21 protein-coding genes and 2 pseudogenes are annotated in these 21,344 nt (G+C 69.5%); 8 read left to right on the top strand and 15 right to left on the bottom strand.

The annotated features are described in order from the left end of the window. Positions 1-38: 38 nt before the first annotated feature. A complete protein-coding gene (locus A5624_RS29390; protein ID WP_369827428.1) occupies positions 39-233 on the top strand; it encodes a hypothetical protein in 195 nt (64 codons plus the stop codon). On the opposite strand, the pseudogene A5624_RS01125 reads toward A5624_RS29390, so the two are convergent. The 6 genes and pseudogenes from A5624_RS01125 to uvrC all read right to left on the bottom strand — a co-directional run. Beyond that, positions 169-1,044, bottom strand: a pseudogene (locus A5624_RS01125) (PPE family protein); the annotation flags it as partial. The gene A5624_RS29390 and the pseudogene A5624_RS01125 sit on opposite strands and share 65 nt — an antisense overlap. 12 nt (positions 1,045-1,056) lie before the next feature. Then, positions 1,057-2,310, bottom strand: coding sequence for a PPE family protein (locus A5624_RS01120; protein ID WP_066860196.1), 1,254 nt, complete (start codon positions 2,308-2,310; stop codon positions 1,057-1,059). Between the two features lie 836 nt (positions 2,311-3,146). Then, positions 3,147-4,124 carry a DNA-binding protein WhiA gene (gene whiA / locus A5624_RS01115; RefSeq protein ID WP_040631623.1) on the bottom strand — a complete coding sequence of 326 codons (978 nt, stop codon included), beginning with the start codon at positions 4,122-4,124 and terminating at the stop codon, positions 3,147-3,149. Then, positions 4,121-5,147: pseudogene (yvcK, locus tag A5624_RS01110) on the bottom strand (uridine diphosphate-N-acetylglucosamine-binding protein YvcK). Before yvcK ends, whiA begins: the two are co-directional and overlap by 4 nt. A gap of 8 nt (positions 5,148-5,155) precedes the next feature. Further along, positions 5,156-6,088, bottom strand: coding sequence for an RNase adapter RapZ (gene rapZ, locus A5624_RS01105; RefSeq protein WP_066860189.1), 933 nt, complete (start codon positions 6,086-6,088; stop codon positions 5,156-5,158). Next, the gene (gene uvrC, locus A5624_RS01100) at positions 6,085-8,040 is read right to left on the bottom strand and encodes an excinuclease ABC subunit UvrC (protein ID WP_066860186.1); all 1,956 of its coding nucleotides are present in this window, start codon (positions 8,038-8,040) and stop codon (positions 6,085-6,087) included. Before uvrC ends, rapZ begins: the two co-directional genes overlap by 4 nt. Here uvrC and A5624_RS28815 point away from each other — a divergent pair. Together A5624_RS28815 and A5624_RS01095 are read left to right on the top strand one after the other, a co-directional pair. Further along, a complete protein-coding gene (locus tag A5624_RS28815; RefSeq protein WP_369827427.1) occupies positions 7,966-8,391 on the top strand; it encodes a hypothetical protein in 426 nt (141 codons plus the stop codon). The genes uvrC and A5624_RS28815 overlap by 75 nt on opposite strands. A 104-nt stretch (positions 8,392-8,495) precedes the next feature. Then, positions 8,496-8,834 carry a hemophore-related protein gene (locus tag A5624_RS01095; RefSeq protein WP_065074765.1) on the top strand — a complete coding sequence of 113 codons (339 nt, stop codon included), beginning with the start codon at positions 8,496-8,498 and terminating at the stop codon, positions 8,832-8,834. A 61-nt stretch (positions 8,835-8,895) separates the two neighbouring features. On the opposite strand, the gene A5624_RS01090 is transcribed toward A5624_RS01095, so the two are convergent. Genes A5624_RS01090 through A5624_RS01075 form a run of 4 tightly spaced genes read right to left on the bottom strand, consistent with a single transcriptional unit; the run spans position 8,896 to position 11,815 of the window. Beyond that, positions 8,896-9,573, bottom strand: coding sequence for a hypothetical protein (locus A5624_RS01090; RefSeq protein WP_066860183.1), 678 nt, complete (start codon positions 9,571-9,573; stop codon positions 8,896-8,898). Between the two features lie 18 nt (positions 9,574-9,591). Further along, positions 9,592-10,062, bottom strand: a complete 471-nt coding sequence (locus A5624_RS01085; RefSeq protein WP_066860181.1) for a PH domain-containing protein — start codon at positions 10,060-10,062, stop codon at positions 9,592-9,594. Continuing rightward, a complete protein-coding gene (gene ribH / locus A5624_RS01080) occupies positions 10,059-10,541 on the bottom strand; it encodes a 6,7-dimethyl-8-ribityllumazine synthase (protein WP_066860177.1) in 483 nt (160 codons plus the stop codon). The genes A5624_RS01085 and ribH overlap by 4 nt, the downstream gene beginning before the upstream one ends. Continuing rightward, positions 10,538-11,815 (bottom strand): bifunctional 3,4-dihydroxy-2-butanone-4-phosphate synthase/GTP cyclohydrolase II, encoded by a 1,278-nt coding sequence (locus A5624_RS01075; protein ID WP_066860202.1) that lies wholly within the window; start codon positions 11,813-11,815, stop codon positions 10,538-10,540. The genes ribH and A5624_RS01075 overlap by 4 nt, the downstream gene beginning before the upstream one ends. 636 nt (positions 11,816-12,451) lie before the next feature. Here A5624_RS01075 and A5624_RS27060 point away from each other — a divergent pair. Continuing rightward, a complete protein-coding gene (locus A5624_RS27060; protein ID WP_231997730.1) occupies positions 12,452-12,748 on the top strand; it encodes a hypothetical protein in 297 nt (98 codons plus the stop codon). 73 nt (positions 12,749-12,821) lie between these two features. Here the strand turns inward: A5624_RS27060 and A5624_RS01070 are convergent, their stop codons facing one another. Continuing rightward, positions 12,822-13,304 carry a MarR family winged helix-turn-helix transcriptional regulator gene (locus tag A5624_RS01070; RefSeq protein WP_066860174.1) on the bottom strand — a complete coding sequence of 161 codons (483 nt, stop codon included), beginning with the start codon at positions 13,302-13,304 and terminating at the stop codon, positions 12,822-12,824. Positions 13,305-13,401: 97 nt separating this feature from the next. Here A5624_RS01070 and A5624_RS01065 point away from each other — a divergent pair, with 97 nt between their 5' ends. Then, a complete protein-coding gene (locus A5624_RS01065) occupies positions 13,402-14,025 on the top strand; it encodes an NADPH-dependent F420 reductase (RefSeq protein ID WP_066860171.1) in 624 nt (207 codons plus the stop codon). A 42-nt stretch (positions 14,026-14,067) separates the two neighbouring features. Further along, positions 14,068-15,018, top strand: a complete 951-nt coding sequence (locus tag A5624_RS01060; RefSeq protein WP_066860169.1) for a TIGR03619 family F420-dependent LLM class oxidoreductase — start codon at positions 14,068-14,070, stop codon at positions 15,016-15,018. Here the strand turns inward: A5624_RS01060 and A5624_RS01055 are convergent. Then, positions 14,981-15,580, bottom strand: coding sequence for a riboflavin synthase (locus A5624_RS01055; RefSeq protein ID WP_066860165.1), 600 nt, complete (start codon positions 15,578-15,580; stop codon positions 14,981-14,983). The two genes, A5624_RS01060 and A5624_RS01055, sit on opposite strands and share 38 nt — an antisense overlap. A 118-nt stretch (positions 15,581-15,698) precedes the next feature. On the opposite strand from A5624_RS01055, the gene A5624_RS01050 reads away from it, so the two are divergent. Together A5624_RS01050 and A5624_RS01045 are read left to right on the top strand one after the other, a co-directional pair. Continuing rightward, on the top strand, positions 15,699-16,406 hold the full coding sequence (locus A5624_RS01050) for an LppX_LprAFG lipoprotein (RefSeq protein WP_066860162.1): 708 nt from the start codon (positions 15,699-15,701) through the stop codon (positions 16,404-16,406). Beyond that, positions 16,403-17,983, top strand: coding sequence for an MFS transporter (locus A5624_RS01045; protein WP_066860157.1), 1,581 nt, complete (start codon positions 16,403-16,405; stop codon positions 17,981-17,983). Before A5624_RS01050 ends, A5624_RS01045 begins: the two co-directional genes overlap by 4 nt. Here A5624_RS01045 and ribD read toward each other — a convergent pair. The 3 genes from ribD to A5624_RS01030 all read right to left on the bottom strand — a co-directional run bounded on the left by ribD (position 17,980) and on the right by A5624_RS01030 (position 21,304). Next, the gene (gene ribD / locus A5624_RS01040) at positions 17,980-19,005 is read right to left on the bottom strand and encodes a bifunctional diaminohydroxyphosphoribosylaminopyrimidine deaminase/5-amino-6-(5-phosphoribosylamino)uracil reductase RibD (protein ID WP_066860154.1); all 1,026 of its coding nucleotides are present in this window, start codon (positions 19,003-19,005) and stop codon (positions 17,980-17,982) included. The genes A5624_RS01045 and ribD overlap by 4 nt on opposite strands. Further along, positions 19,002-19,691 (bottom strand): ribulose-phosphate 3-epimerase, encoded by a 690-nt coding sequence (gene rpe, locus A5624_RS01035; RefSeq protein WP_066860151.1) that lies wholly within the window; start codon positions 19,689-19,691, stop codon positions 19,002-19,004. Before rpe ends, ribD begins: the two co-directional genes overlap by 4 nt. Before the next feature lie 98 nt (positions 19,692-19,789). Continuing rightward, positions 19,790-21,304 carry an RsmB/NOP family class I SAM-dependent RNA methyltransferase gene (locus tag A5624_RS01030; RefSeq protein WP_369827426.1) on the bottom strand — a complete coding sequence of 505 codons (1,515 nt, stop codon included), beginning with the start codon at positions 21,302-21,304 and terminating at the stop codon, positions 19,790-19,792. Positions 21,305-21,344 lie beyond the last annotated feature (40 nt).

The raw sequence follows: 21,344 nt of genomic DNA, 5'->3' as shown, positions 1-21,344 counted from the left end.
GGAAGAACTTCTTCATCTATGCGCCGTGGAGCGCCGCGATGGCCAAATCGTCGCTGGGCGCCGGGCTGGCGTCGCCCGGCCACATCGCCGCCGGCATCGCGGCAAAGCCCGTATCGGCGGTGCTGGGTAACGCGCCAACAGTGGGCAAGCTGTCGGTGCCGGCTAGCTGGGCGACGCCAGCCCGGCGCCCAGCGACGATTTGGCCATCGCGGCGCTCCACGGCGCATAGATGAAGAAGTTCTTCCACTGCGAGACACCAAGGCTGATGGTGGCATTGACGACGTTGGTCCACGTCGCCTGAGTGCCGATCTGCGAAATGCTCGAATACAGCGTCTCCCAGAACGGTGCTATCTCCGTGCTCCCCGTGGCGCCCCCGATCAAGTTCTGCCAGAACTGGGTGTATTGACCGGTGAGCGAGGTGATGTAGGCCTCGATCTCCTTCAACCAGGACGACAGCGACGTCGACTCCGCCGCGGCCGCGGCGGCCGCCTGGGTCGCCGGTCCGGCGTCGTTGGTGGTGGCCGGCGCCTGCTCGAACGGCGTCAGCTCACCGGCCGATTCCGACGCGGCGGCATAACTGAACATGGCGGCGACATCTTGGGCCCACATCTGGCCGTACTCGTCCTCGGTCGCCGCGATCGCCGCATCGTTCTGCCCCAAGATGTTGGTCTGCAACAGTGTGGCGAGCAGGCTGCGGTTCGCCGCCACAGCCGCCGGCGGCACCGTGGCCGCCAATGCCGCCTCGTAGGCGGCGGCCGCGGCCCGGGCCTGAGCGGCAGTCTGCTCGGCCAGGCCTGCCGTGGTCGATATCCACGCCACGTAGGGCGCCGCCGCGGCGGCCATGGACTCCGACGATGAGCCCTGCCACGATTCGCCGACCAGTTCCGAGATCACCGATGCGTAGGAAGCCGCGGTGCCGTGCAATTCGGCGGCCAGCCCGTCCCATGCCGCCGCGGCGGCCAGCAGCGGCCCGGCGCCCGGGCCGACATAGATCTGGGTGGAGATGACCTCCGGTGGCAGCGTTGCGAAATCGCTGAAAACCATTGCCGCACCTTCCTATTTCGCGTTCGGCGGAATCACAATGACGGTGGACGTGGTCGCGATGTCGTCGACCGCCACGGCACCGGGCACGCGAACGGTTGACCCGGCGACGGCGCGGGTCGCGGTCCCGCCGACGGCGCGTCCGGCCAGGCTCGACAGGGCAGTCGGGCCGAACATGCCCTGTTGACCGTTGACGGCCATCGCGGGGGCGGCGTCCAGGATGGTCTCCGGCAGCTCGGCGGCCACCGTCCGGACCGCCGGGACTGCCGAGGCCCAGTTCGCCGGCACCGACAACGATCCGACCAAGCCGGCGCGGCCCGCGGACGCCGAAACCGTGCCCGCACTCGACAGCGCGGTCGAGCCCGTCAGGAGATCGCTGCGCAGCAGCGGCGCCAAGACCCCGCTGAGCGCTTTGGGGTGCAAGAGGGGTCCGATTCCTTGGATGCCCGTCCCGACGCTCGGGATGCTGAGGGCGATCTGGTACCAGTTCTTCGCCAGGTTCGCCACGCCGAGCGGCGTGTACGGCCCGGAGATGGTGCCCATGACGCTGTTGAAGGTCTTCAGAATCCCGGTGATGTCCGTCAGGCTCAGCGGGAGTTGAGCCGCCGCCGTTACCGCGGTCGCGTTCACCTGCGCCGCGACCGGAGCCTGCGAAACCGCTTCTGACAGTGCCGATTCCACGCCGGAGGCGGTCGACGACTGCAGCGCGGAGGTGACCGCGGCCGACTGGTCGGCCTCCGCGTTGGCGTCGGCGGTCGTCGGTGGCGCGCCGAACGGGCTGAGCCGGGTCGCGACCGCCGACGCGCCGGCATAGGCGTACATCGCGGCGGCGTCCTGGGCCCACATCTCGGCGTACTGGGCCTCCGTGGCCGCGATCGCCGGAGTGTTCTGGCCCAGCACGTTGGTCGCGATCAACGACGCCAACAATGCCCGGTTGGCCACGATCACCGGCGGCGGGACCGTGGCCGCGAAGACGGCCTCATAAGCCGCCGCTGCCGCCGTGGCTTGGGCGGCGGTCTGCTCGGCCTGCACCGCGGTGCCGTCGAGCCACGCGATGAAGGGTGCCGCCGCGCCGGCCATCGCCGTCGACGAAGGCCCATGCCAGGAGGTGCGCAGCTCCGCGATTGCCGAACCGTACGACGCTGCGGCCGAATGCAATTCGGCTGCCAACCCGTTCCAGGCCGCCGCGGCTGCCAGTAACGGCGCCGACCCCGGCCCTGAGTAGATCCTGCCGGAGTTGATCTCCGGCGGTAACGACCCGAAATCCATGCATTCCTCCGCCTCCGGCCGTGTCGCCACCGCCGGCCCAGTCCGTACCGCCGCCAGCACATCGGCTATGAGTTTGCTGAGCGGCGGGCATGTCGTCTTGTAGACGAGACACTAGCCAGTGGTTACGAAATCGCCCTTCGCCAAGATCGGCCGGGCTCGCCGGTGCCGCCGCGCGGGGCTGCGAGCGCCGGGAGTCGGCGGTTCGGCAAGCACGCCGCCGATAAACCCCTCTACCTCGTGCAAATCCGGCAAGGCGAGCCGGTGAATAGATGGTGAAAAGCGGAAAGGGGTGTTCCCCGGGCGGCTATTGGTGAATAAAAATCTCGGTATCACAAATTGCGTTGGCCGCAGGATTCCTTAGCCACAGGGACTGCGCGGCGGCGCGACGCGCGACCCTCAGCACGAGGCCGCAAGCACGGAGTCACTGAGAAATAGGTGGTGGAGCACATATTCGGGGCGGTGCGGCCGATACGCCCGGCACTCATAGCGCTTTCAAAGAAATTATGCGATCTCTATGAATTTGCTGCACACGAGCAGCGCGATCAATCAGCGCTTGACCGGACCCAACCGCTATTTCGGTTCCGGAATTCGTCCAGAAGAACGCTATCGAAAGCGCCGGCTCATATCCAACTTATACAAATCATACAATTCATAGAATTCGCCACGGCAGGGGGCGGCGGGTGACTCACGGTGGCGTGTCCGCAGCGCAGGCCCATCGTCACTGCCGGCCGATCCGACATTGCGGGCCCAGGTACCGCGACAGCTCCGCGCCGCGCCCGCGACTTTGCCAGGGCGGGTCGCGCTACGACGCGCTTTCGGTGTGCATCGGCACCGGCCTAAGCGTCCTCGAGGAGATCCGGCGTCACCGCCGACTCGGTGTCGGGAATGCCCTCGACCTTCGCCTTGCGGTCGGCCATCGACAGCAGCCGCCGAATTCGGCCCGCCACAGCGTCTTTCGTCATGGGCGGGTCCGCGAGCCGGCCCAGCTCCTCCAGCGATGCCTGCCGGTGCTCGACGCGCAGCTTGCCGGCCGAGGCCAGATGGTCGGGGACGGTGTCGCCCAAGATTTCCAGCGCCCGCTCCACCCGGGCCGCGGCCGCCACCGCCGCCCGCGCCGACCGGCGCAGGTTGGCGTCGTCGAAGTTGGCGAGCCGGTTGGCCGTGGCCCGGACCTCGCGCCGCATCCGGCGCTCCTCCCACACCAGCCGGGTGTCCTGGGCGCCCATCCGGGTCAGCAACGCGCCGATCGCCTCGCCGTCGCGCACCACCACCCGGTCGGCGCCGCGCACCTCGCGGGCCTTCGCGCTGACACCGAGCCGTCGCGCGGCACCCACCAACGCCAGCGCGGCTTCCGGACCGGGGCAACTGACTTCCAGGGCCGAGGACCGCCCCGGCTCGGTCAGCGAACCGTGCGCCAGGAACGCCCCGCGCCAGGCGGCTTCCGCGTCGCCGACGCTGCCACCCACCACCTGGGCCGGCAGCCCCCGCACCGGGCGGCCGCGATTGTCGAGCAGACCGGTCTGGCGGGCCAGCGCCTCGCCGTCATTGGCGACCCGCAACACGTACCGGGTGCTCTTGCGAATTCCACTGGCGGACAACACATGCACGACGGCGTTGTATCCGTAGAGTTCGAAAATGTCCTTGCGCAAGCGCCGCGCGACGTTGCCCAGGTCCACCTCGGCTTCGACGACGACGCGGCCGCCGACGATATGCAGCCCACCGGCGAATCGCAGCAGGGACGTGACCTCCGCGCGGCGGGCGCTGACCGATTTCACAATGAGGCGGCTCAGTTCGTCCTTGACTTCGGTCGTCATCGCCACGCGTCGTCACCCCTCACTTGCACCGTCGACCCGAATATCCGCGGTGGCCGTGACCGAAGACGCTCCCGGAGCCTTGTGGGCCGCCCGGACCCCGTCCAGGGCCGCCGCGAGCTTGCCTGGATCATGTAAAGGTGTACCAGGTCTGGCCACATCGGCGAAGTGGACCTCGGCAGAGAGCAGTGTGGCGGTGCGGCGCAGTTGCTCGCGTTCCCGCTCACTGGGCACCCGTTCGGCGTCGATGATGATGTCGTGCACGGTGAATCCCGGTGCATGCTGGGCCAGCACGTGCAGATGACGCTCGACGGAGAACCCGGCCGTCTCCCCCGGCTCGGCCACCAGGTTGAGTACCAGGGCGCGCCGCGCGGTGGTCGCCCGCAGCGCCGCCGCCAGCCCGGGCACCAGCACGTGCGGGATCACGCTGGTGAACCACGACCCGGGGCCCAACACAACCAGATCGGCGGCCATGATCGCGTCGACGGCCTGTCGCGTCGCCGGCGGGTTGTCCGGCAACAGCCGCACGCGGCGCACCTTGCCCGGCGTCGTCGCGATCGCCACCTGGCCGCGGATCAGCCGGAACATCCGCGGGTCGCTTTCCAGACCGGAGACGTCGGCTTCGATCTGCAGCGCGATCGGGCACATCGGCAGCACCCTGCCCTTGACGCCGAGGATGCGCCCCAGCTCGTCGAGGGCGGCCACCGGGTCGGCCAGCACCTCGGACAGGCCGGCCAGCATCAGGTTGCCGATCGGATGCCCGGCCAGCGCCCCGCTGCCCCCGAACCGGTGCTGCAGGATGGTCGCCCACAGTCGCCCGTGCGGGCTGTCAGATGCCAAGGCCGCCAACGCCATTCGCAAATCACCCGGCGGCACCACGTCCAGTTCGCTGCGCAGCCGCCCGGAAGAACCACCATCATCGGCGACGGTCACCACCGCGGTCACGTAGGGCGTGAGCCGGCGGGCCGCCGACAGCGTCGCGTACAGGCCGTGTCCACCGCCCATCGCGACGATGCCCCGGTTCATCGGCTCGGTCATTCGCGGCCCAGATCCCGATGCAGCACCCGCACCGACAGTTGGGCTTCGCCCTTCTGGGCCTTGAGCAACTGCACCAGCGCCTCGGCGATCGCGACGCTGCGATGCTTGCCGCCGGTGCAGCCGATCGCGACCGTCATATAGCGCTTGCCCTCCCGGCGGTAGCCGTCGACGACCAGAGATAGCAATCGATGGTAGGCGTCGAGGAACTCGGCCGCGCCCGGCTGGCTCAATACGTAATCGCGCACCGCGGGGTCCTGCCCGGTGCGGGGCCGCAATTCGTCGACCCAGTGCGGGTTCGGCAGGAACCGGACGTCCATGACCATGTCGGCGTCCATCGGCAGGCCGTATTTGAAGCCGAACGATTCGACCGTGACGCTGGTGGTGGCGCTGGCGGCGCCGCCGAACGCCCGCTCGATGGTCTCGCGCAAGCCGCGCACCGACAGCGTCGAGGTGTCGATGATCAAGTCGGCGGTGGCGCGAACCGAGGCCAGCATGCGGCGCTCGGCGGCGATGCCCTCGGCCAGGGTCTGATCGCCCTGCAGCGGATGGCTGCGGCGATTCTGCTCGTAGCGGCGCACCAGCATGTCGTCCGATGCTTCCATGAACACCACGCGCGGGGCGATGTTTCGGGTGGCCAGCTCAGTGCGCACCGAGTCCAGGTCGCCGGTGAAGCCGCGCGACCGCACGTCCATCACCACCGCCAGCTGGGTGATCCGCGAGCCGGCCGCCAGACCGAAATCGACCATCCGGGTGATCAGTTGCGGGGGCAGGTTGTCGGCCACATACCAGCCGAGGTCCTCGAGCACCTTGGCCGCGGTACCCCGCCCGGCCCCGGATAACCCGGTCACCAGCACGACGTCGATACCGGCCCCGTTGTCTCGGTGAGCGTCCACCGAGGGGCCGCCCGCGAACTCGCCCGGCCCCGTCATTGGGCCGCCCTGGACTCATCGGGGGACTGCTGGGGCCGCAGCGCCTCCAGGACGGCGGTGGCGGTCGCCACACCGATGCCGGGAACGGCGGTGATCTGGTCGACGGTGGCCTCCTTGAGGCGGGCTATCGATCCGAAATGGCTTACCAACGCCTTTCGGCGATGTTCTCCCAATCCTGGCACCGAATCCAGCACCGATGCCGTCATTCGTTTGGATCGCTTGCTGCGATGGTAGGCGATCGCGAACCGGTGCGCCTCGTCACGGACGCGTTGCAGCAGATACAGCCCCTCGCTGTTGCGCGGCATGATGACCGGGTCGGGCTCCGAGGGCACCCACACCTCTTCCAGCCGCTTGGCCAGGCCGATCACCGCGACGTCGGTGATGCCGAGTTCCTCGAGCACCGCGCTGGCCGCGTTGACCTGCGGGGCACCGCCGTCGACGACATACAGATTCGGGGGGTAGGCGAAACGGCGCGACTTTCCTTCCGCGGAAAGCATATTCGGATCGTTCTGCTCGCTCAGGTGACGGGCGAAGCGACGCCGGGTCACCTCGGCGATGGAGGCGACGTCGTCGGAGCGGCCCTGCCCGGCGGCTTCCCGGATCCCGAAGTGCCGGTAGTCCGATTTGCGCGGCAGACCGTCCTCGAACACCACCAGCGAGCCCACCACGTCGGTGCCCTGGACGTGGCTGATGTCCACACATTCGATGCGCAGCGGCGCCTCGGACAAGCCGAGGGCCTCCTGGATGTTCTGCAGCGCAGCGGATCTGGCGTTGAAGTCGCCGGCGCGCCGCAGCTTGTGTTGCTGCAGCGCCTCTTTCGCGTTGCGCTGCACGGTTTCGGCCAGCGCGCGTTTGTCGCCGCGCTGCGGCACCCGCAGCACCACCCGGGATCCGCGCAGGCCGGACAGCCAACTGGTCAGCTCGTCGGTGTTGGACGGCAAGCAGGGCACCAGCACCTCGCGCGGCACCGGGTTCACGGATTCGTCTGCGGCGCCGCCCAATTCGGCCTGCTCGCCGTAGAACTGGGTCAGGAACTGCTCGACCAGCTGTTCCTCGCCGGAATCGCCGGGGTCGGCGGACTTTTCGACGATCCAGCCGCGCTGGCCGCGGACCCGGCCGCCGCGGACGTGGAACACCTGCACCGCGGCCTCCAGCTCGTCGTCGGCGAACGCCACCACGTCGGCGTCGGTGCCGTCGCCGAGGACCACGGCCTGCTTTTCCATCGCCCGCTTCACCGCGCCCAGGTCGTCACGCAACCGCGCGGCCCGCTCGAAATCGAGCCGCTCGGCCGCGGCGTTCATCTGCTGTTCCAGCTCCCGGGCGAACCGGTCGGTCTTGCCGGACAGGAAGTCGCAGAAGTCGTCCACGATCTGGCGGTGCTGCTCCGCGCTGACCCTGCCGATGCACGGTGCCGAGCACTTGTCGATGTAGCCGAGCAGGCAAGGACGATCGATCTGCTTGTGCCGCTTGAACACTCCCGCCGAGCAGGTGCGGGCCGGAAACACCCGGGTGAGCAGGTCCAGCGTCTCCCGGATGGCCCACGCGTGCGAGTACGGCCCGAAGTAGCGCACCCCCTTGCGGCGGGGGCCGCGGTAGACCATCAGCCGGGGGAACTCCTCGTTGAGGGTGACCGCCAGCACCGGATAGGTTTTGTCGTCGCGATAGCGGACGTTGAACCGCGGGTCGAACTCCTTGATCCAGTTGTATTCGAGTTGCAGCGCCTCGACTTCGGTGTTGACCACCGTCCACTCGACCTTGGCCGCGGTGGTCACCATCTGCCGGGTGCGTGGATGCAGGCTGGCGATGTCGGCGAAGTATGACGTCAGCCGGCTGCGCAGGCTCTTGGCCTTGCCGACGTAGATGACTCGCCCGTAGGTATCCCGGAATCGGTAGACGCCGGGCTCGACCGGGATGGACCCGGGCGCGGGGCGGTAGGTGGCGGGATCGGGCACAGATCCAGGCTAGTAGCCGGCCGCGCGGCGCCGGCCGCCTCCGCCCGGCGGGAGCAGGCCCGGCTCCGCAGGCGTCCCCGGCCGGGTCTGATCGACCCCGGCTACCGCTACGAGTACCTGGACCCCGGTTCGGTCGCGGACGATCCCGGCGTCGCCGCGACGACGGCCTCGGCGCGGGGCGCGGGGCCCATCGGGTTCGCCGGCACCGCCCGGCACGCCGACGCCGCCCCCGCCGGCCTGACCACGCTCGGCGGCGCGGCGCCGGACGCCGACCCGGGCCTGCCGCTGTTGCCGAGCAGCTGGAGCCACCCGACCGAAGAAGGATCAACCGCGCAGGTAGACGACCCGTGACGGGCCCCGCGGGCGGTCGCGGCGGTTTGGACGGCTTCCGTTCTGGCTACCAAGCTTCTAGCTCAACGTTAGAGTGGGGGCAGAGCAATGGAGGGAGTCCGTAAATGATGAAGCGCTCGTTGGCCAAACTGGCCGTCACGGTGGGCGGTCTGGCATTGGCGTCGACCGCTGGTGCCGGGGTCGCATCGGCCGATCCCGATTACGGTCCGATGATCCACACCACCTGTAGCTACGACCAGGCGATGCGGGCCGTGCATGCGGAGAACCCGATGGCCGCCCAGTACCTCGACCAGTCGCCGCCCAACCAGCAGTTCTTGCAGCAGTACCTGGCGTCGTCGCCGGATCAACGGGTGAACCTGCTGCACGCGATCGAGCACAACCAGGGGGCCCAGCAGGCCCTGCCCATTTTCCAGCAAATGATGACGGACTGCACTCGGTACTGAGTGCCTCCGGCTCGGGCTTCCCGACCACAGCGTTAGATCACCAGGCGGCGGGCCGCCGCGGCTAAGCGGTGCGCCCGTCGACCTGTGCCCGGCGTTTCGCCGCCCAATCCGCCATGGGGAATCCAGGGGCGTTGTTGCAGGCCGACAGCATCAGGGCCACGTGCGGCAGCACGGCCAAACCGTAATCGCAGGTCCAGGCCGGCTGGTTCATCGTCCACACCAGGACGCCTTCGGATGGGGTGGCGAACCCGCTCAGCCGCATCGGCGTCGCCTGGCCGTACGGGGAGATGCCCACGGCGTCGTGCCGGCACTGGGCGACGGAGACGAAATCACTCACCACCTCGTGTCGGGGGTCGAGCGCGTTGTCGTAGATGTCGACCGACTCGGCGTACGTCGCCTGATCGCTGAACTGGTACGCCGATTCGGCGTGGTCCGAGGCGCCGGCGGGTCGCAGCGGCGAGCCCTCGAACAGCAGCGCGGCCGAGCAGTCCGGTGGCCGGGCGCTGGTGAAGTAGTTGTCGCCCACCGGGATCGCGCTGGCCGCGCCGAGCGGCGTGTCATCGCCACTGTGCAGCAGCAGGTCTTGGGCATGCGCCGGCGGGCGTTGGACCGTCGTGGTCGGCGTTGCCGCGGGCTGGCCGGACGCCCGGACGGCCCGTCCCCCCACCACCACGCTGCATCCGCTGAGCGTCAGCAGGGCAACTGCGAGGACCGCGGCCACCCGTGCCTGGAGTGCCATCGGCTGATGGTACAGCGCTCAGTGTGTCTGCAGGTCCGGTCGATAGCGTGCCAGCAGCGAGCGCACGGTGTCCATGGCGGCCACCGCCCGGCCCTTGTCGACGGCCTGGATGGCCATCACCGGGATGTACTCGTCGTCGGGCAGGTCGACGCGCGCCCAACGGTGACCCACCGGAAACGACACCCCGGCAACGTCCGGCCATTCGATCAGCTTGTCGCCCAAAAGGTTTCGAACCGAGACGCCGGCCGGCCCGATGCGCAGCCGTGGGCGGGCGAACAACAACACAATGCCGGCGATGACCAGACCGAGCACCGCGATCGCCACCTGGTCCGAGGTCTGAAAGACCACCCCGGTGGACCCCACCTTGAGCAGCACGCCCACCGCGATGTGCGCCGCGGCGATCACGAACGCCGCCCCGTAGGCGAATAACGGTGTGCGGTGGGGACGCAGCACCGCATCCCAGCTCTCGCGGTCCGAAGGCGACGTCACGACCGAGAGCGCAACTCACGCAGGGTCAGCGCGGTGGTCAGGGCCGCCAGCGTGGCTTGGGCCCCTTTGTCCTCGGCCGACTCCGGAAGGCCGGCCCGGTCCAGGGCCTGCTGCTCGGTGTCGGTGGTGAGCACACCGTTGGCCACCGGCGTGGAAGTGTCCAACGACACCCGGGTCAGCCCCTGGGTCACCGCATCGCAGACGTACTCGAAATGCGGTGTCTGCCCGCGGATCACGACGCCCAGTGCGACGACGGCATCGTGATTGCGGGCGAGTTCCTGTGCGACCACCGGGATCTCGATCGCGCCGATCACCCGGACCACCGTCGGGTCGTCGATACCCGATTCGGAGGCCACCTTGCGGGCACCCGCAAGCAGCGCGTCGCAGATCTCGCTATGCCAGGTGCTCGCAACCAGGGCCAGGCGCAGGCCGGACGCATCGAGCGGCGCAACCTCCGGCACACCCTCGGCAGGGCTCACAGAGCACCGCCGAATTCGCCTGGCAGATGGACGGATTCGTGAAAGTCGTCCAGTCCGGCCAGGTCATGGCCCATCTTGTCCCGCTTGGTCATCAGGTAACGGATGTTCTCCGCGTTGGCGCGCACCGGCAGCGGCACCCGCTCGATGATATGCAGGCCGTACCCGTCCAGCCCGACCCGCTTGGCCGGGTTGTTGGTCAGCAGCCGCATCGAGCGCACCCCGAGATCCACCAGGATCTGCGCGCCGATCCCGTAATCCCTTGCGTCGGCCGGCAATCCGAGCTTGAGGTTGGCGTCGACGGTGTCTTCACCGGCGTCTTGCAACTGATAGGCCTGCAGCTTGTGCATCAGCCCGATGCCGCGCCCCTCGTGGCCGCGCATGTACAACACGATGCCGCGTCCCTCGCGGGCGACCATGGCCATCGCGGCGTCCAGCTGCGGCCCGCAATCGCAGCGGCGCGAACCGAACACGTCACCGGTCAGGCATTCGGAGTGCACCCGCACCAGCACGTCGTCACCGTCGGAGTTCGGGCCCGAGATGTCCCCGCGCACCAGCGCGACGTGTTCGACCTCTTCGTAGATGCTGGCGTAACCGATGGCACGAAACTCGCCGTGCCGGGTCGGTATCCGGGCCTCGGCGATCCGGGCGATGTGCTTCTCGTGTTTGCGTCGCCACTCGATCAGGTCGGCGATGGTGATCATGGCGAGGTCGTGTTCGTCGGCGAAGACCCGCAGTTCGTCGGTCTGCGCCATCGAGCCTTCGTCCTTCTGGCTGACGATCTCGCAGATGGCGCCGGCGGGCTGGAGCCCGGCCAGCCGGGCCAGGTCGACGGCGGCCTCGGTGTGACCCGGGCGGCGCAATACGCCACCGTCCTTGGCGCGCAACGGAACAACGTGACCGGGCCGGGTGAAATCGTCGGCGACGCTGGTGGGATCGGCGAGCAGCCGCATCGTGGTGGCCCGGTCCGAGGCCGAAATCCCGGTGCCCACACCCCGTCTGGCGTCGACCGTGACGGTGTAGGCGGTGCCGTGCTTGTCCTGGTTCACCGCGTACATCGGAAGCAGCCCCAGCCGGTCGCAGATCTCGCCGTCCAGCGGCACACAGAGGTATCCGGAGGTGTAGCGCACCATGAAGGCCACCATCTCCGGCGTCGCCTTCTCGGCGGCGAAGATCAGATCGCCCTCGTTCTCGCGGTCCTCGTCGTCGATGACGATGACGGCCTTGCCGGCCGCAATGTCGGCAACCGCCCTTTCGACGGAGTCCAACCTCGTCATCTTTGCTACCTCGCCGTCCCCGCTGCCCGGCGGGAACACTGTCGAAACGGCTCACACGAGAAGCCCACGTGTTGCATTCAGTATGAACCACGGCGACCGCGCGGTTATTGCCGCGGTTTGATCAGCGGGACGGCCTCGGATCGCGCCGCACCGCCGGGCGCGCCGGCGGCACGACCGCCTGACCACTTGCGATGAGCGCGCACGTATCTCGGCGCCACGGATCCCCGCGGCCTCTCGGGGCCAGAGCGGGCCTCGGCACCCTGGTAATCGTTGCCGGGATCACAGTTTTCGCCGCCCTTGGCCGTCGGCGCCGCCGCGATATTCGTCGCCGGAATGATAACTGCGCGATGCGAAGGAGAGGGCCCTTCCGCAAACAGGGAAGCGGCCGGCAAAATGGTGTGCCCGACCCGCGATATCGTCACCTGGTGCCAAAAATAACCCGATGAAAAGCTCCTATACACCGAAACCCTTTGCGCCAGATATGCGTTGGCTGTGCTCAAAATTTGACATGAGCAAACGACAAAGCCGGGTTTCGCCCGCATTATCGCGGGTAAATACTGCCCCATGAATACCAACACACAAACACGACCGTGGGCCCGGCTGTGCACCGGCGCGCTCGCTGCCGGCGGCTTGGCTATGTCCGCACTCGGACTGGCCACGGGCACCGCCGCGGCGGCGCCTCCTCCGCCGCCCATGGATCACCACCACTGGTGCCCGGGCGAGCAGTGGGACCCGGGCTGGGGCCCTTACCAGAACTGGAACAACTGCCGTGACTGGGACGACAACTATGGCGGCCCGGCCGGCTACGGGGCTCCGCCGTGGGCGGGACCGCCGCCCCCGCCGCCACCGTGGGCGCCGTGGGCCCAGATCGTCTGGGATCCCGGCATGAACCATTGGGGTTACTGGGAAGGCCCCATCTGGCGTCCGGTGTAATCAGCCGAGCAACCAGCTGATCCAAAGGCAGGCCGCTGCCGCGGCGCGTGACGCCGCGACTAGCGGCCTGTCGTCATGACGGCGCGGCTTCGGCCGAGGGGTCGCCGTCTTCGGCCAGGTGGCGTAAGACCCGTTCGTTGAGGGCGGCGAGCATGTCGAGCTCGGCCGGGCTGAGCAGATCGATGAAGTTCCGGCGGACGTCCTCGACGTGCGCGGGCGCCGCCTTCTCGATGGCGGCGCGGCCGGCCGGCAGCAGGCAGACCATGGTGCTGCGGGCGTCGTCCGGGTTGGGCTCCCGGCTGATCAGCCCGTCCTGCTCCATGCGGCGCACCTGATGGGAGACACGGCTCTTTTCCCAGCCCAGCGTGTTGCATAGCTCGTGGGCGGGGAGGCGGTCCCCGTCGTGCTCGGAGAGCACCGCCAAGATCTGGTAGTCGGCGCCGGACAAGCCCCATTCCTGCAGGCCCCGGTTCAGGTGCACGCTGAGCTGATGATTCGCGTGCTGGAAGGCCCGCCAGGCGCGGTCTTCGCGGGGATTCAGCCAGTTCGGTTCCATCGGTTCCCATGTTATCGGAGATTAGTTGACGCGTCATCCAAATCTCCATAAGGTGGACTCGTCAACCTTTTCTCTAGGAAGTCAGGACGGGCACCTCATGAGCAGCATCAGCATCATCGGCACCGGGAACATGGCCCGCGCCATCGGCGCGCTGGCGGTAGCGGGCGGCAATAGCGTCGAGATCATCGGCCGCGACGAGTCCAAGGCGGCCGACCTGGCCAAGGCCCTCGGGGGCGGCGCCACGACCGGAGAGTTCGGCGCCGTTCCGGCCGGCGACATCGTCATCGTTTCGTTGTTGTACGCCAACGTCGTTCCGGTCGTCGAGCAGTACGGAGACGCCCTCGTGGGCAAGGTCATCGTCGACATCAGCAATCCCTTCAACCCCGCGGCCGACGGACTGGCCATTCCCGATGGCACCTCGGTCGCACAGCAAGTCGCCAAGGCGGCCCCGGCCGGCGCCGGCGTGGTGAAGGCGTTCAACACCGTCTTCGGCGTTGTCCTGGCCCAGGGTCGGCCGCTCGACGTGTTCATCGCCGGCGACGACGCGCCCGCCAAGGCGCGGGTGGCGGAGTTCATCGAGAGCCTCGGGCTGCGCCCGCTCGACGTCGGCGGCCTGAACATGGCGCACTGGCTGGAAGGAACGGGCCTGGTCGTGATGGGCCTGGCCCGCCACGGGGTCGGAAATTTCAACTTCGCCCTCGGCGCCACGGTTCCCGGCTGAGCGCCCGGGTAATGGTTGATACATCATCGAAAGGATGATCCGATGAAGCTAGGTTTCGCACTCCCCATCGTCGGGCCCGCCGTCAGCGGCGCCGCTGGCCTGAGCGCGTTCTGCCGCGGACTCGAGGACCTGGGCTACGACACGCTGTGGGTCGGCGATCGACTGGTCACGCCGGTCGACATGCACAGCACCTATCCGGGCAAAGAGCAGCCCTACCCGCCGCAGATGACCCGGTACCTCGATCCGGTGCTGCTCTGGACGGTCGCCGCGACCGCAACCAGCCGGGTGCGGCTGAACGCCAGCACGCTCAGCACCTTCTACTACGAGCCGGTGCACCTGGCCCGCCTGCTGACCACGCTCGATGTGCTCAGCGACGGCCGCCTCGACATCGGCGTGGGACTCGGGTGGATGAAAGACGAACACGACATCGCCCGCGGCGCGGACTGGCACCGGCGCGGGCGGATGCTCGACGACCTGCTGGCGTTCCTGCGCGAGTGGTGGACGACCACCCCGGTGTCCTGGGACAGCGAGTTCTTCACGCTGCCGCCGGTCCACGCCGACCTGCGCCCGGTCCAGGCCGGCGGCCCGCCGATCTGGATCGGCGGTGCCAGCGAGGCCGCCATGCGCCGGGTCGGCCGCAGCGGCACGGGCTGGCTCGGGGTCGAGGGGCTGCAGGACGAGGTCACCGACCACCTGTGGTCGATCGCGCGCCGTGCGGCCCGGGACGCCGGCCGCGATCCGGACGCGCTGAAGACGGCCATGCGGATCAACCTCGAACCGGGCACGTCCGTTGCCGCTGTGGTCGACAAGCTCGAGCGCCTCGCCGCCTCCGGAGCCGACGAGGCGATCGTGGATGCCTTCGCGATGTTCCCCAGCCTTGACCGGATGCTCGACTTCGCCGGTCAGGTGATCACCCGGTGGTCGGCAGGAGAGCGTGCCGGCGGGACAACTCCGGTCAGCGGGTCATCAACCGCTCGACGTATTTGGCGATGACGTCGACTTCCAGGTTCACCGGCGTCCCGACCGGGGCGCTGCCCAACGTGGTCAACTCGCGGGTGGTGGGTATCAGCGAGACCTCAAACCAGTCCCCCGGCTCGCTGCCCAGCCCGGACACCGTCAGCGAAATCCCGTCGACGGTGATCGAGCCCTTCTCCACGACGTAGCGGGCCACCTCGGCGGGCATCTCGATCCGCACCACTTCCCAGTGCTCGGACGGGGTCCGCGCCACGATCCGCCCGGTCCCGTCGACGTGGCCCTGCACGATGTGCCCGCCCAGCCGGCTGTTGACGGCCGCGGCGCGCTCCAGGTTCACCCGGCTGCCGACCTGCAATTCGCCCAGGTTGGACCGGTTGAGCGATTCGGCCATCACGTCGGCGGTGAACTGACCGCCGGGCAACAGCTCGGCGACGGTCAGGCAGACGCCGTTGACGGCGATCGAGTCGCCGTGGCCCGCGTCGGCGGTCACGACCGCGCCGCGGATGGTCAGCCGCGCCGCGTCGGAAAGGACGTCGCGAGCCGTCACCTCGCCGAGTTCCTCGACAATCCCGGTAAACATCCCCCTAGGCTAATTGGCCCACTCCCAGGCGGATGAGCAGGGCAAACACCGGCGCCCGCGCGACACCGGGACCCCGCGTTCGTCAGGGCAGTCACCGGCACCCTCTACGATGCAGAGTATGCAGACCCGCCGCCGTCTATCGGCCGTCATCGCATCCCTGACCCTCGCCACCGCCTTGATCGCCGGCTGCTCGTCGGGCTCAAAGCAGAGCGGCGCACCGCTTCCCGACGCCACGACCCTGGTCAAGCAGTCGGCCGACGCCACCAAGAACGTGAAGAGCGCGCACATCGCGCTCAGCGTCCAGGGCAAGATCCAGGGGTTGCCCATCAAGACGCTGACCGGTGACCTCACCACGGCACCGGCCACCGCCGCACAGGGAAACGCCACCATCACCCTGGGCGGGTCCGACATCGACGCCAACTTCGTGGTGCTCGACGGGACCCTGTACGCCACCCTGACCCCGAACAAGTGGAGCGACTTCGGCAAGGCCGCCGACGTCTATGACGTCTCGGTGCTGCTCAACCCCGACAGTGGGCTGGGCAACGCGCTGGCCAACTTCACCAACGCCAAGGCCGAGGGCCGCGACAACATCAACGGGCAGAACACCATTCGCATCAGCGGAAACGTCTCGGCGGACGCGGTGAACAAGATCGTTCCGCAGTTCAACGCGACGCAACCGGTGCCGAGCACGGTCTGGATCCAGGAGTCCGGTGACCACCAGCTGGTCCAGGCCAACCTGCAGAAGAGTTCGGGCAACTCCGCCCAGATCACCCTGTCCAACTGGGGCGAGCAGGTTCAGGTCACCAAGCCCCCGGTGAGCTCGTGACCGCTGAGACCGAGGCCCCGGCCGGGCGCCACACCGGGCGCCGCGTAGCGATCAGCGCGGGCAGCCTGGCGGTCCTGCTGGGCGCCCTGGACGCCTACGTCGTCGTGACGATCATGCGCGACATCATGACCGACGTTCACATCCCGATTAACCAGCTGCAGCGCATCACCTGGATCATCACGATGTACCTGCTGGGCTACATCGCCGCCATGCCGCTGCTGGGCCGGGCCTCCGACCGGTTCGGGCGCAAGCTGGTGCTGCAGGTCAGCCTGGCGCTGTTCATCGTCGGCTCGGTGGTCACCGCGCTGGCCGGTCACTGGGGCGACTTCCACCTCCTGGTGGGCGGCCGCACCATCCAGGGCGTGGCCAGCGGCGCGCTGCTGCCGGTCACCCTCGCCCTGGGCGCCGACCTGTGGGCGCAGCGCAATCGCGCCGGCGTGCTGGGCGGCATCGGGGCCGCGCAGGAGCTCGGCAGCGTGCTGGGCCCGCTGTACGGGATCTTCATCGTCTTCCTGTTCCACGACTGGCGCTACGTGTTCTGGATCAACGTCCCGCTGACGCTGATCGCCATGGTGATGATCCAGTTCAGCCTCCCGTCGCACGAGCGGGTGGAGGAGCCCGAAAAGGTCGACCTGGTCGGCGGTGTGCTGCTGGCGGTCGCCCTGGGCCTCGCCGTGATCGGCCTGTACAACCCGCAACCCGACGGCAAGCAGATCCTGCCCAGCTACGGACTGCCGCTGGTCATCGGCGCGGTCGTGGTCGCCGTGCTGTTCCTGATCTGGGAGCGGTTCGCGCGCACCCGGCTGATCGAGCCGGCGGGCGTGCACTTCCGCCCGTTCCTGGCCGCGCTGGGCGCCTCGCTGTTCGCCGGTGCCGCGCTGATGGTGACGCTGGTCGACGTCGAGCTGTTCGGCCAGGGGGTGCTGGGGCAATCCCAGACGCAGGCCGCCGGCTTGCTGCTGTGGTTCCTGATCGCGCTGCCGATCGGCGCGGTGCTGGGTGGGTGGATCGCCACCCGGGTCGGCGACCGGATCATGACCTTCGTCGGGCTGCTCATCGCGGCCTACGGCTACTGGCTGATCCACTTCTGGCGCCAGGACGTCATGAGCCAGAAGCACAACATCTTCGGGGTGTTCAGCGTGCCCGCGCTGCACGCCGACCTGCTGGTCGCCGGGGTGGGCCTCGGCCTGGTGATCGGGCCGCTGACCTCCGCCGCGCTCCGCGTGGTGCCGTCCGCCCAACACGGCATCGCCTCGGCGGCCGTGGTGGTGGCCCGGATGACCGGCATGCTGATCGGCGTGGCCGCGCTCAGCGCGTGGGGCCTGTACCGGTTCAACCAGATCGTGGCGGGCCTGACGGCCGCGATCCCGCCCAACGCCACGTTGCTGGAGCGCATCGCCGCCCAGGGCACCATGTACCTCAAGGCCTTCGCCCAGATGTACGGCGACATCTTCTCGGCCACCGTCGTGATCTGCATCGCCGGAGCGCTGCTGGGCCTGCTGATCGGCGGCCGCAAGGAACACGCCGAGGAGCCGGAAATCGCTGAGCCGCAAGCCGTCTCGCTGGGAGAGCGCTAGCCCCTGCGCGGCACCAGGCTGAGCACCACGTCGGGCCCCACCCGGTCGATGGCGTCGAAATGCCAGCGCAGCGCCCGCGCGATCGTGGTCACCCCCACGTCGTCGACCGCAGTGACGGGACCGCCCAGCAGGGTCGGTGCGACGTAGGCCAGGATCCGGTTCACCACCCCGGCCCGCAGGAAGGCACCCGCGAGGGTCGGGCCGCCTTCCAGCAGGACGTCGGTGCGGTCCGCGACGGCCTTGAGCACCTCCATGGGGTCGTGCGTGCGGATCAGCATGGTTCGCGAATCGTCGTTGAGAACCTTTGCCTCCGAAGGTATTTCACGCATCCCGACGACCACCCGCAGCGGTTGCCGGCCGGCCAGTGAGCCGTCGGGCAGCCGGGCGGTCAACGCCGGGTCGTCGGCCAGCACGGTGCCGGTGCCCACCACGATCGCGTCGGCCGCCGCGCGGCGCCGATGCAGGTCCACCCGCGAGGCCTCGCTGGAGATCCATTGGCTGGAACCGTCCGCGGCCGCGCTGCGGCCGTCGACGCTGGCGGCGTATTTCCAGGTCAGGTGCGGCAGCCCGGTGCGTTGCTTGTGCAGCCACTCGCGCAGCGGGCCGCCGGTCACCTCGTCGGCCAGCACGCCGGAACGCACCGTCACGCCCGCCTGCTCGAGCCGCGCGGCCCCGCCGGCGGCCTCCGGGTTGGGGTCGGCGACGGCGTACACCACGGTGCCCACCTTCGCGTCCAGTAGGGCGTTCACGCAGGGCGGGGTTTTGCCGTAGTGGTTGCACGGCTCGAGGGTGACGACGACGGTGCCGCCGGCGGCCAGTTCGCCGGCCCGGCGCAGCGCCAGGATCTCGGCGTGATCGCCGCCGGCGGGTTCGGTGGCCCCGACGCCGACGACCTCACCGCCGGCGTCCAGGATGACCGCCCCCACGGGCGGGTTCGGATACGTGGTCCCCTTGACGTGGTTGGACTGGTCGATCGCCAAACGCATTGCGGCGTCAAGGCCCTCGCCCGCCGGCGCCGTCATCGACGCAGGTGCGGGGAGGCGCCGGCCGCCTGGCGTCGCAAGGCCGCTATCGCGGCCTCCGGATCCTCGGCGCCGTACACGGCAGACCCGGCGACGAAGCAATCGACGCCGGCTTCGGCGGCCTGCTCGATGGTGTCGGCGTTGATGCCGCCGTCGATCTCGACGAGGATGGTCAGCTCCCCCGCCTCGATGAGCTTGCGCGCGGTGCGCACCTTGCTCAGCACCTCGGGGATGAAGCTCTGGCCGCCGAAACCGGGCTCCACCGACATGATGAGCAGGGTGTCGAACTGCGGCAGGATCTCCAGGTAGGGCTCCAGCGGGGTCCCCGGCTTCACGCTGATGCCCGCTTTGGCGCCGGCGGCGCGGATGTCGCGGGCCACGCCGACCGGATTCTGGGTGGCCTCGGCGTGGAAGGTGACGTTGTAGGCCCCCGCCTCGGCGTAGGGAGGCGCCCAGCGGTCCGGGTCCTCGATCATCAGATGGCAGTCCATCGGGATGGTGGTGGCGGCCAGCAGGCTCTCGACCACCGGCAGCCCGAGGGTCAGGTTCGGCACGAAGTGGTTGTCCATCACGTCGACGTGCAGCCAGTCGGCGCCGGTCACGGCGGCGGCTTCGTCGGCGAGCCGGGAGAAGTCAGCGGAAAGGATCGACGGCGCGATCAAAGGTCCCGCGATGTTGCGAGGCATGAGCGCCAGACTACTGAGCCGCGCGGCCCGCTTCACATCCGGCGCGTGCCGCTACCCCGCCTCGCGGCCGCGACAGTGTCCATCGTGTGGCGTCCCCGCTACCCCGCTTCGCGGCGCAACGCGGCCGCGAACATCGCATCCGTGCCGTGCCGGTGCGGCCAGAGCTGGACGTGCGGCCCGTCGCCCAGGTCGGCTCCCTTGTCCATGGGCTCGAACAACGGCCGGGTGTCCAGCGCGCTCACCGGGTGGCGGCGCAGCGCGTCGGCGACCACGCCGACGGTTTCGGCCAGGTGTGGCGAGCAGGTGGCGTAGAGCACCACGCCGCCCGGGCGGGTCAGCGCGATCGCCGCCCCCAGCAGCTCGCGCTGCAGCTTGGTGAGCGTCGGCACGTCGGCGGGCTGACGCCGCCACCGGGCCTCCGGGCGGCGGCGCAGCGCTCCCAGACCGGTGCAGGGGGCGTCGACGAGCACGCGATCGAAGGTCGGCTCGAGATCGGTATGCCGACCGTCGACCCGTAGCACGTCGACCGGCAGGCCGCGGGTGTTCGCCACCACCAGATCGGCGCGCCGCGGCGCCGGCTCCACCGCGGTGACGCGGGCGCCCGAGGCCGCGCCGAGCCCGGCCAGCAGGGCCGTCTTGCCGCCCGGGCCGGCGCACAGGTCCAGCCACCGGCCGCCGTCCCCGTCGACCGGGGCCAGCGTCAGCGCCCGGGCCACCAGCTGGCTGCCCTCGTCCTGGACCAGCGCGGCGCCGTCGCGCACCGGCGTCAGCCGCCCGGGATCGCCACCGGCCAAGTACACCGCGTAGGGCGAATAGCGGCCCACCGTGCCGCCGACCGCCTCGGCCAGCTCGGTGGCGGTCAGCGCGCCGGGGCGGGCGGCCAGATGCACCTGGGGCCGTTCGTCGTCGCTGGCCAGCACCGCGTCGAGTTCGGTCGCGGCGGCGCCCAGGGCATCGGCGAACGCCTGGGCGATCCACCGGGGGTGCGCATGCACGAACGCGGCATGCCCGATCGGATCCTGCACCGGGTCTGGCGCCAGCTCCGCAACCCAGGACCGCTCGTCGCGCCCTGAGATGGTGCGCAGCACCCCGTTGACGAAACCCGCTCGCGCCGAGTCGAATTCGATTCCCGCCTGCTCGACGGTGGTGGACACCGCGGCGTGCGCGTCGACCCGGGTGCGCAGCAGTTGATACGCGCCGAGCCGCAGCAGGTCGAGCAGCACCGGGTCGATGGCTTGCGGCGAGCGTCCGGCCGCCGCGCCGATGACGGCGTCGAGCAGGCTCCGGCTGCGGCAGGTGCCGTAGGTCAGCTCGGTGGCGAAAGCCGCGTCCCGGCCGGTGATTCCGCGTTCGCGCAGCAGTGCGGGCAGGGCCAGGTTCGCGTACGCGTCGCGCTCGCTGACCGCCCGGAGCACGTCGAACGCGGCGGCGCGGGCCGGGTCCAGCGGCCGGCGCGGCGGCCGGCGGTCGCGCGGCTGGGGCCGGCGGTGCGGGCGACATGACCACCGGCCGCGACAGGCCGGGGCGCGGGCGGCCGGAGCGCAAGCCGCCGCGCCCGCAGCAGCGCGACCGCCGGCCCGCCGCGCCCCGCGCGCCCAGTCGACCGCGTTCATGAATTTCTTTCCGGGCGGCTGGATTTGGCCCAGCCGCACC

This window comes from Mycobacterium sp. 1482292.6, from assembly GCF_001672995.1.
GTDB lineage: Bacteria > Actinomycetota > Actinomycetes > Mycobacteriales > Mycobacteriaceae > Mycobacterium > Mycobacterium europaeum_A.
The sequence above is the reverse complement of the archived record's forward strand: the minus strand, read 5'-3'. Positions and strand labels throughout refer to the sequence as shown.

Excerpts from the sequence above, each read along its gene's own strand:
- ribD (WP_066860154.1), bottom strand. The coding sequence starts at position 19,005 with ATGACGGCGCCGGCGGGCGAGGGCCTTGACGCCGCAATGCGTTTGGCG.
- A5624_RS29390 (WP_369827428.1), top strand. The coding sequence starts at position 39 with ATGGCCAAATCGTCGCTGGGCGCCGGGCTGGCGTCGCCCGGCCACATC.
- A5624_RS01075 (WP_066860202.1), bottom strand. The coding sequence starts at position 11,815 with ATGACGAGGTTGGACTCCGTCGAAAGGGCGGTTGCCGACATTGCGGCC.
- rapZ (WP_066860189.1), bottom strand. The coding sequence starts at position 6,088 with ATGACGGGGCCGGGCGAGTTCGCGGGCGGCCCCTCGGTGGACGCTCAC.
- A5624_RS01070 (WP_066860174.1), bottom strand. The coding sequence starts at position 13,304 with ATGGAACCGAACTGGCTGAATCCCCGCGAAGACCGCGCCTGGCGGGCC.
- whiA (WP_040631623.1), bottom strand. The coding sequence starts at position 4,124 with ATGACGACCGAAGTCAAGGACGAACTGAGCCGCCTCATTGTGAAATCG.
- A5624_RS27060 (WP_231997730.1), top strand. The coding sequence starts at position 12,452 with ATGTCCGCACTCGGACTGGCCACGGGCACCGCCGCGGCGGCGCCTCCT.
- A5624_RS01030 (WP_369827426.1), bottom strand. The coding sequence starts at position 21,304 with ATGAACGCGGTCGACTGGGCGCGCGGGGCGCGGCGGGCCGGCGGTCGC.
- rpe (WP_066860151.1), bottom strand. The coding sequence starts at position 19,691 with ATGCCTCGCAACATCGCGGGACCTTTGATCGCGCCGTCGATCCTTTCC.
- A5624_RS01060 (WP_066860169.1), top strand. The coding sequence starts at position 14,068 with ATGAAGCTAGGTTTCGCACTCCCCATCGTCGGGCCCGCCGTCAGCGGC.
- A5624_RS01120 (WP_066860196.1), bottom strand. The coding sequence starts at position 2,310 with ATGGATTTCGGGTCGTTACCGCCGGAGATCAACTCCGGCAGGATCTAC.
- A5624_RS01050 (WP_066860162.1), top strand. The coding sequence starts at position 15,699 with ATGCAGACCCGCCGCCGTCTATCGGCCGTCATCGCATCCCTGACCCTC.
- A5624_RS01090 (WP_066860183.1), bottom strand. The coding sequence starts at position 9,573 with ATGGCACTCCAGGCACGGGTGGCCGCGGTCCTCGCAGTTGCCCTGCTG.
- A5624_RS01095 (WP_065074765.1), top strand. The coding sequence starts at position 8,496 with ATGATGAAGCGCTCGTTGGCCAAACTGGCCGTCACGGTGGGCGGTCTG.
- A5624_RS01055 (WP_066860165.1), bottom strand. The coding sequence starts at position 15,580 with ATGTTTACCGGGATTGTCGAGGAACTCGGCGAGGTGACGGCTCGCGAC.
- A5624_RS01065 (WP_066860171.1), top strand. The coding sequence starts at position 13,402 with ATGAGCAGCATCAGCATCATCGGCACCGGGAACATGGCCCGCGCCATC.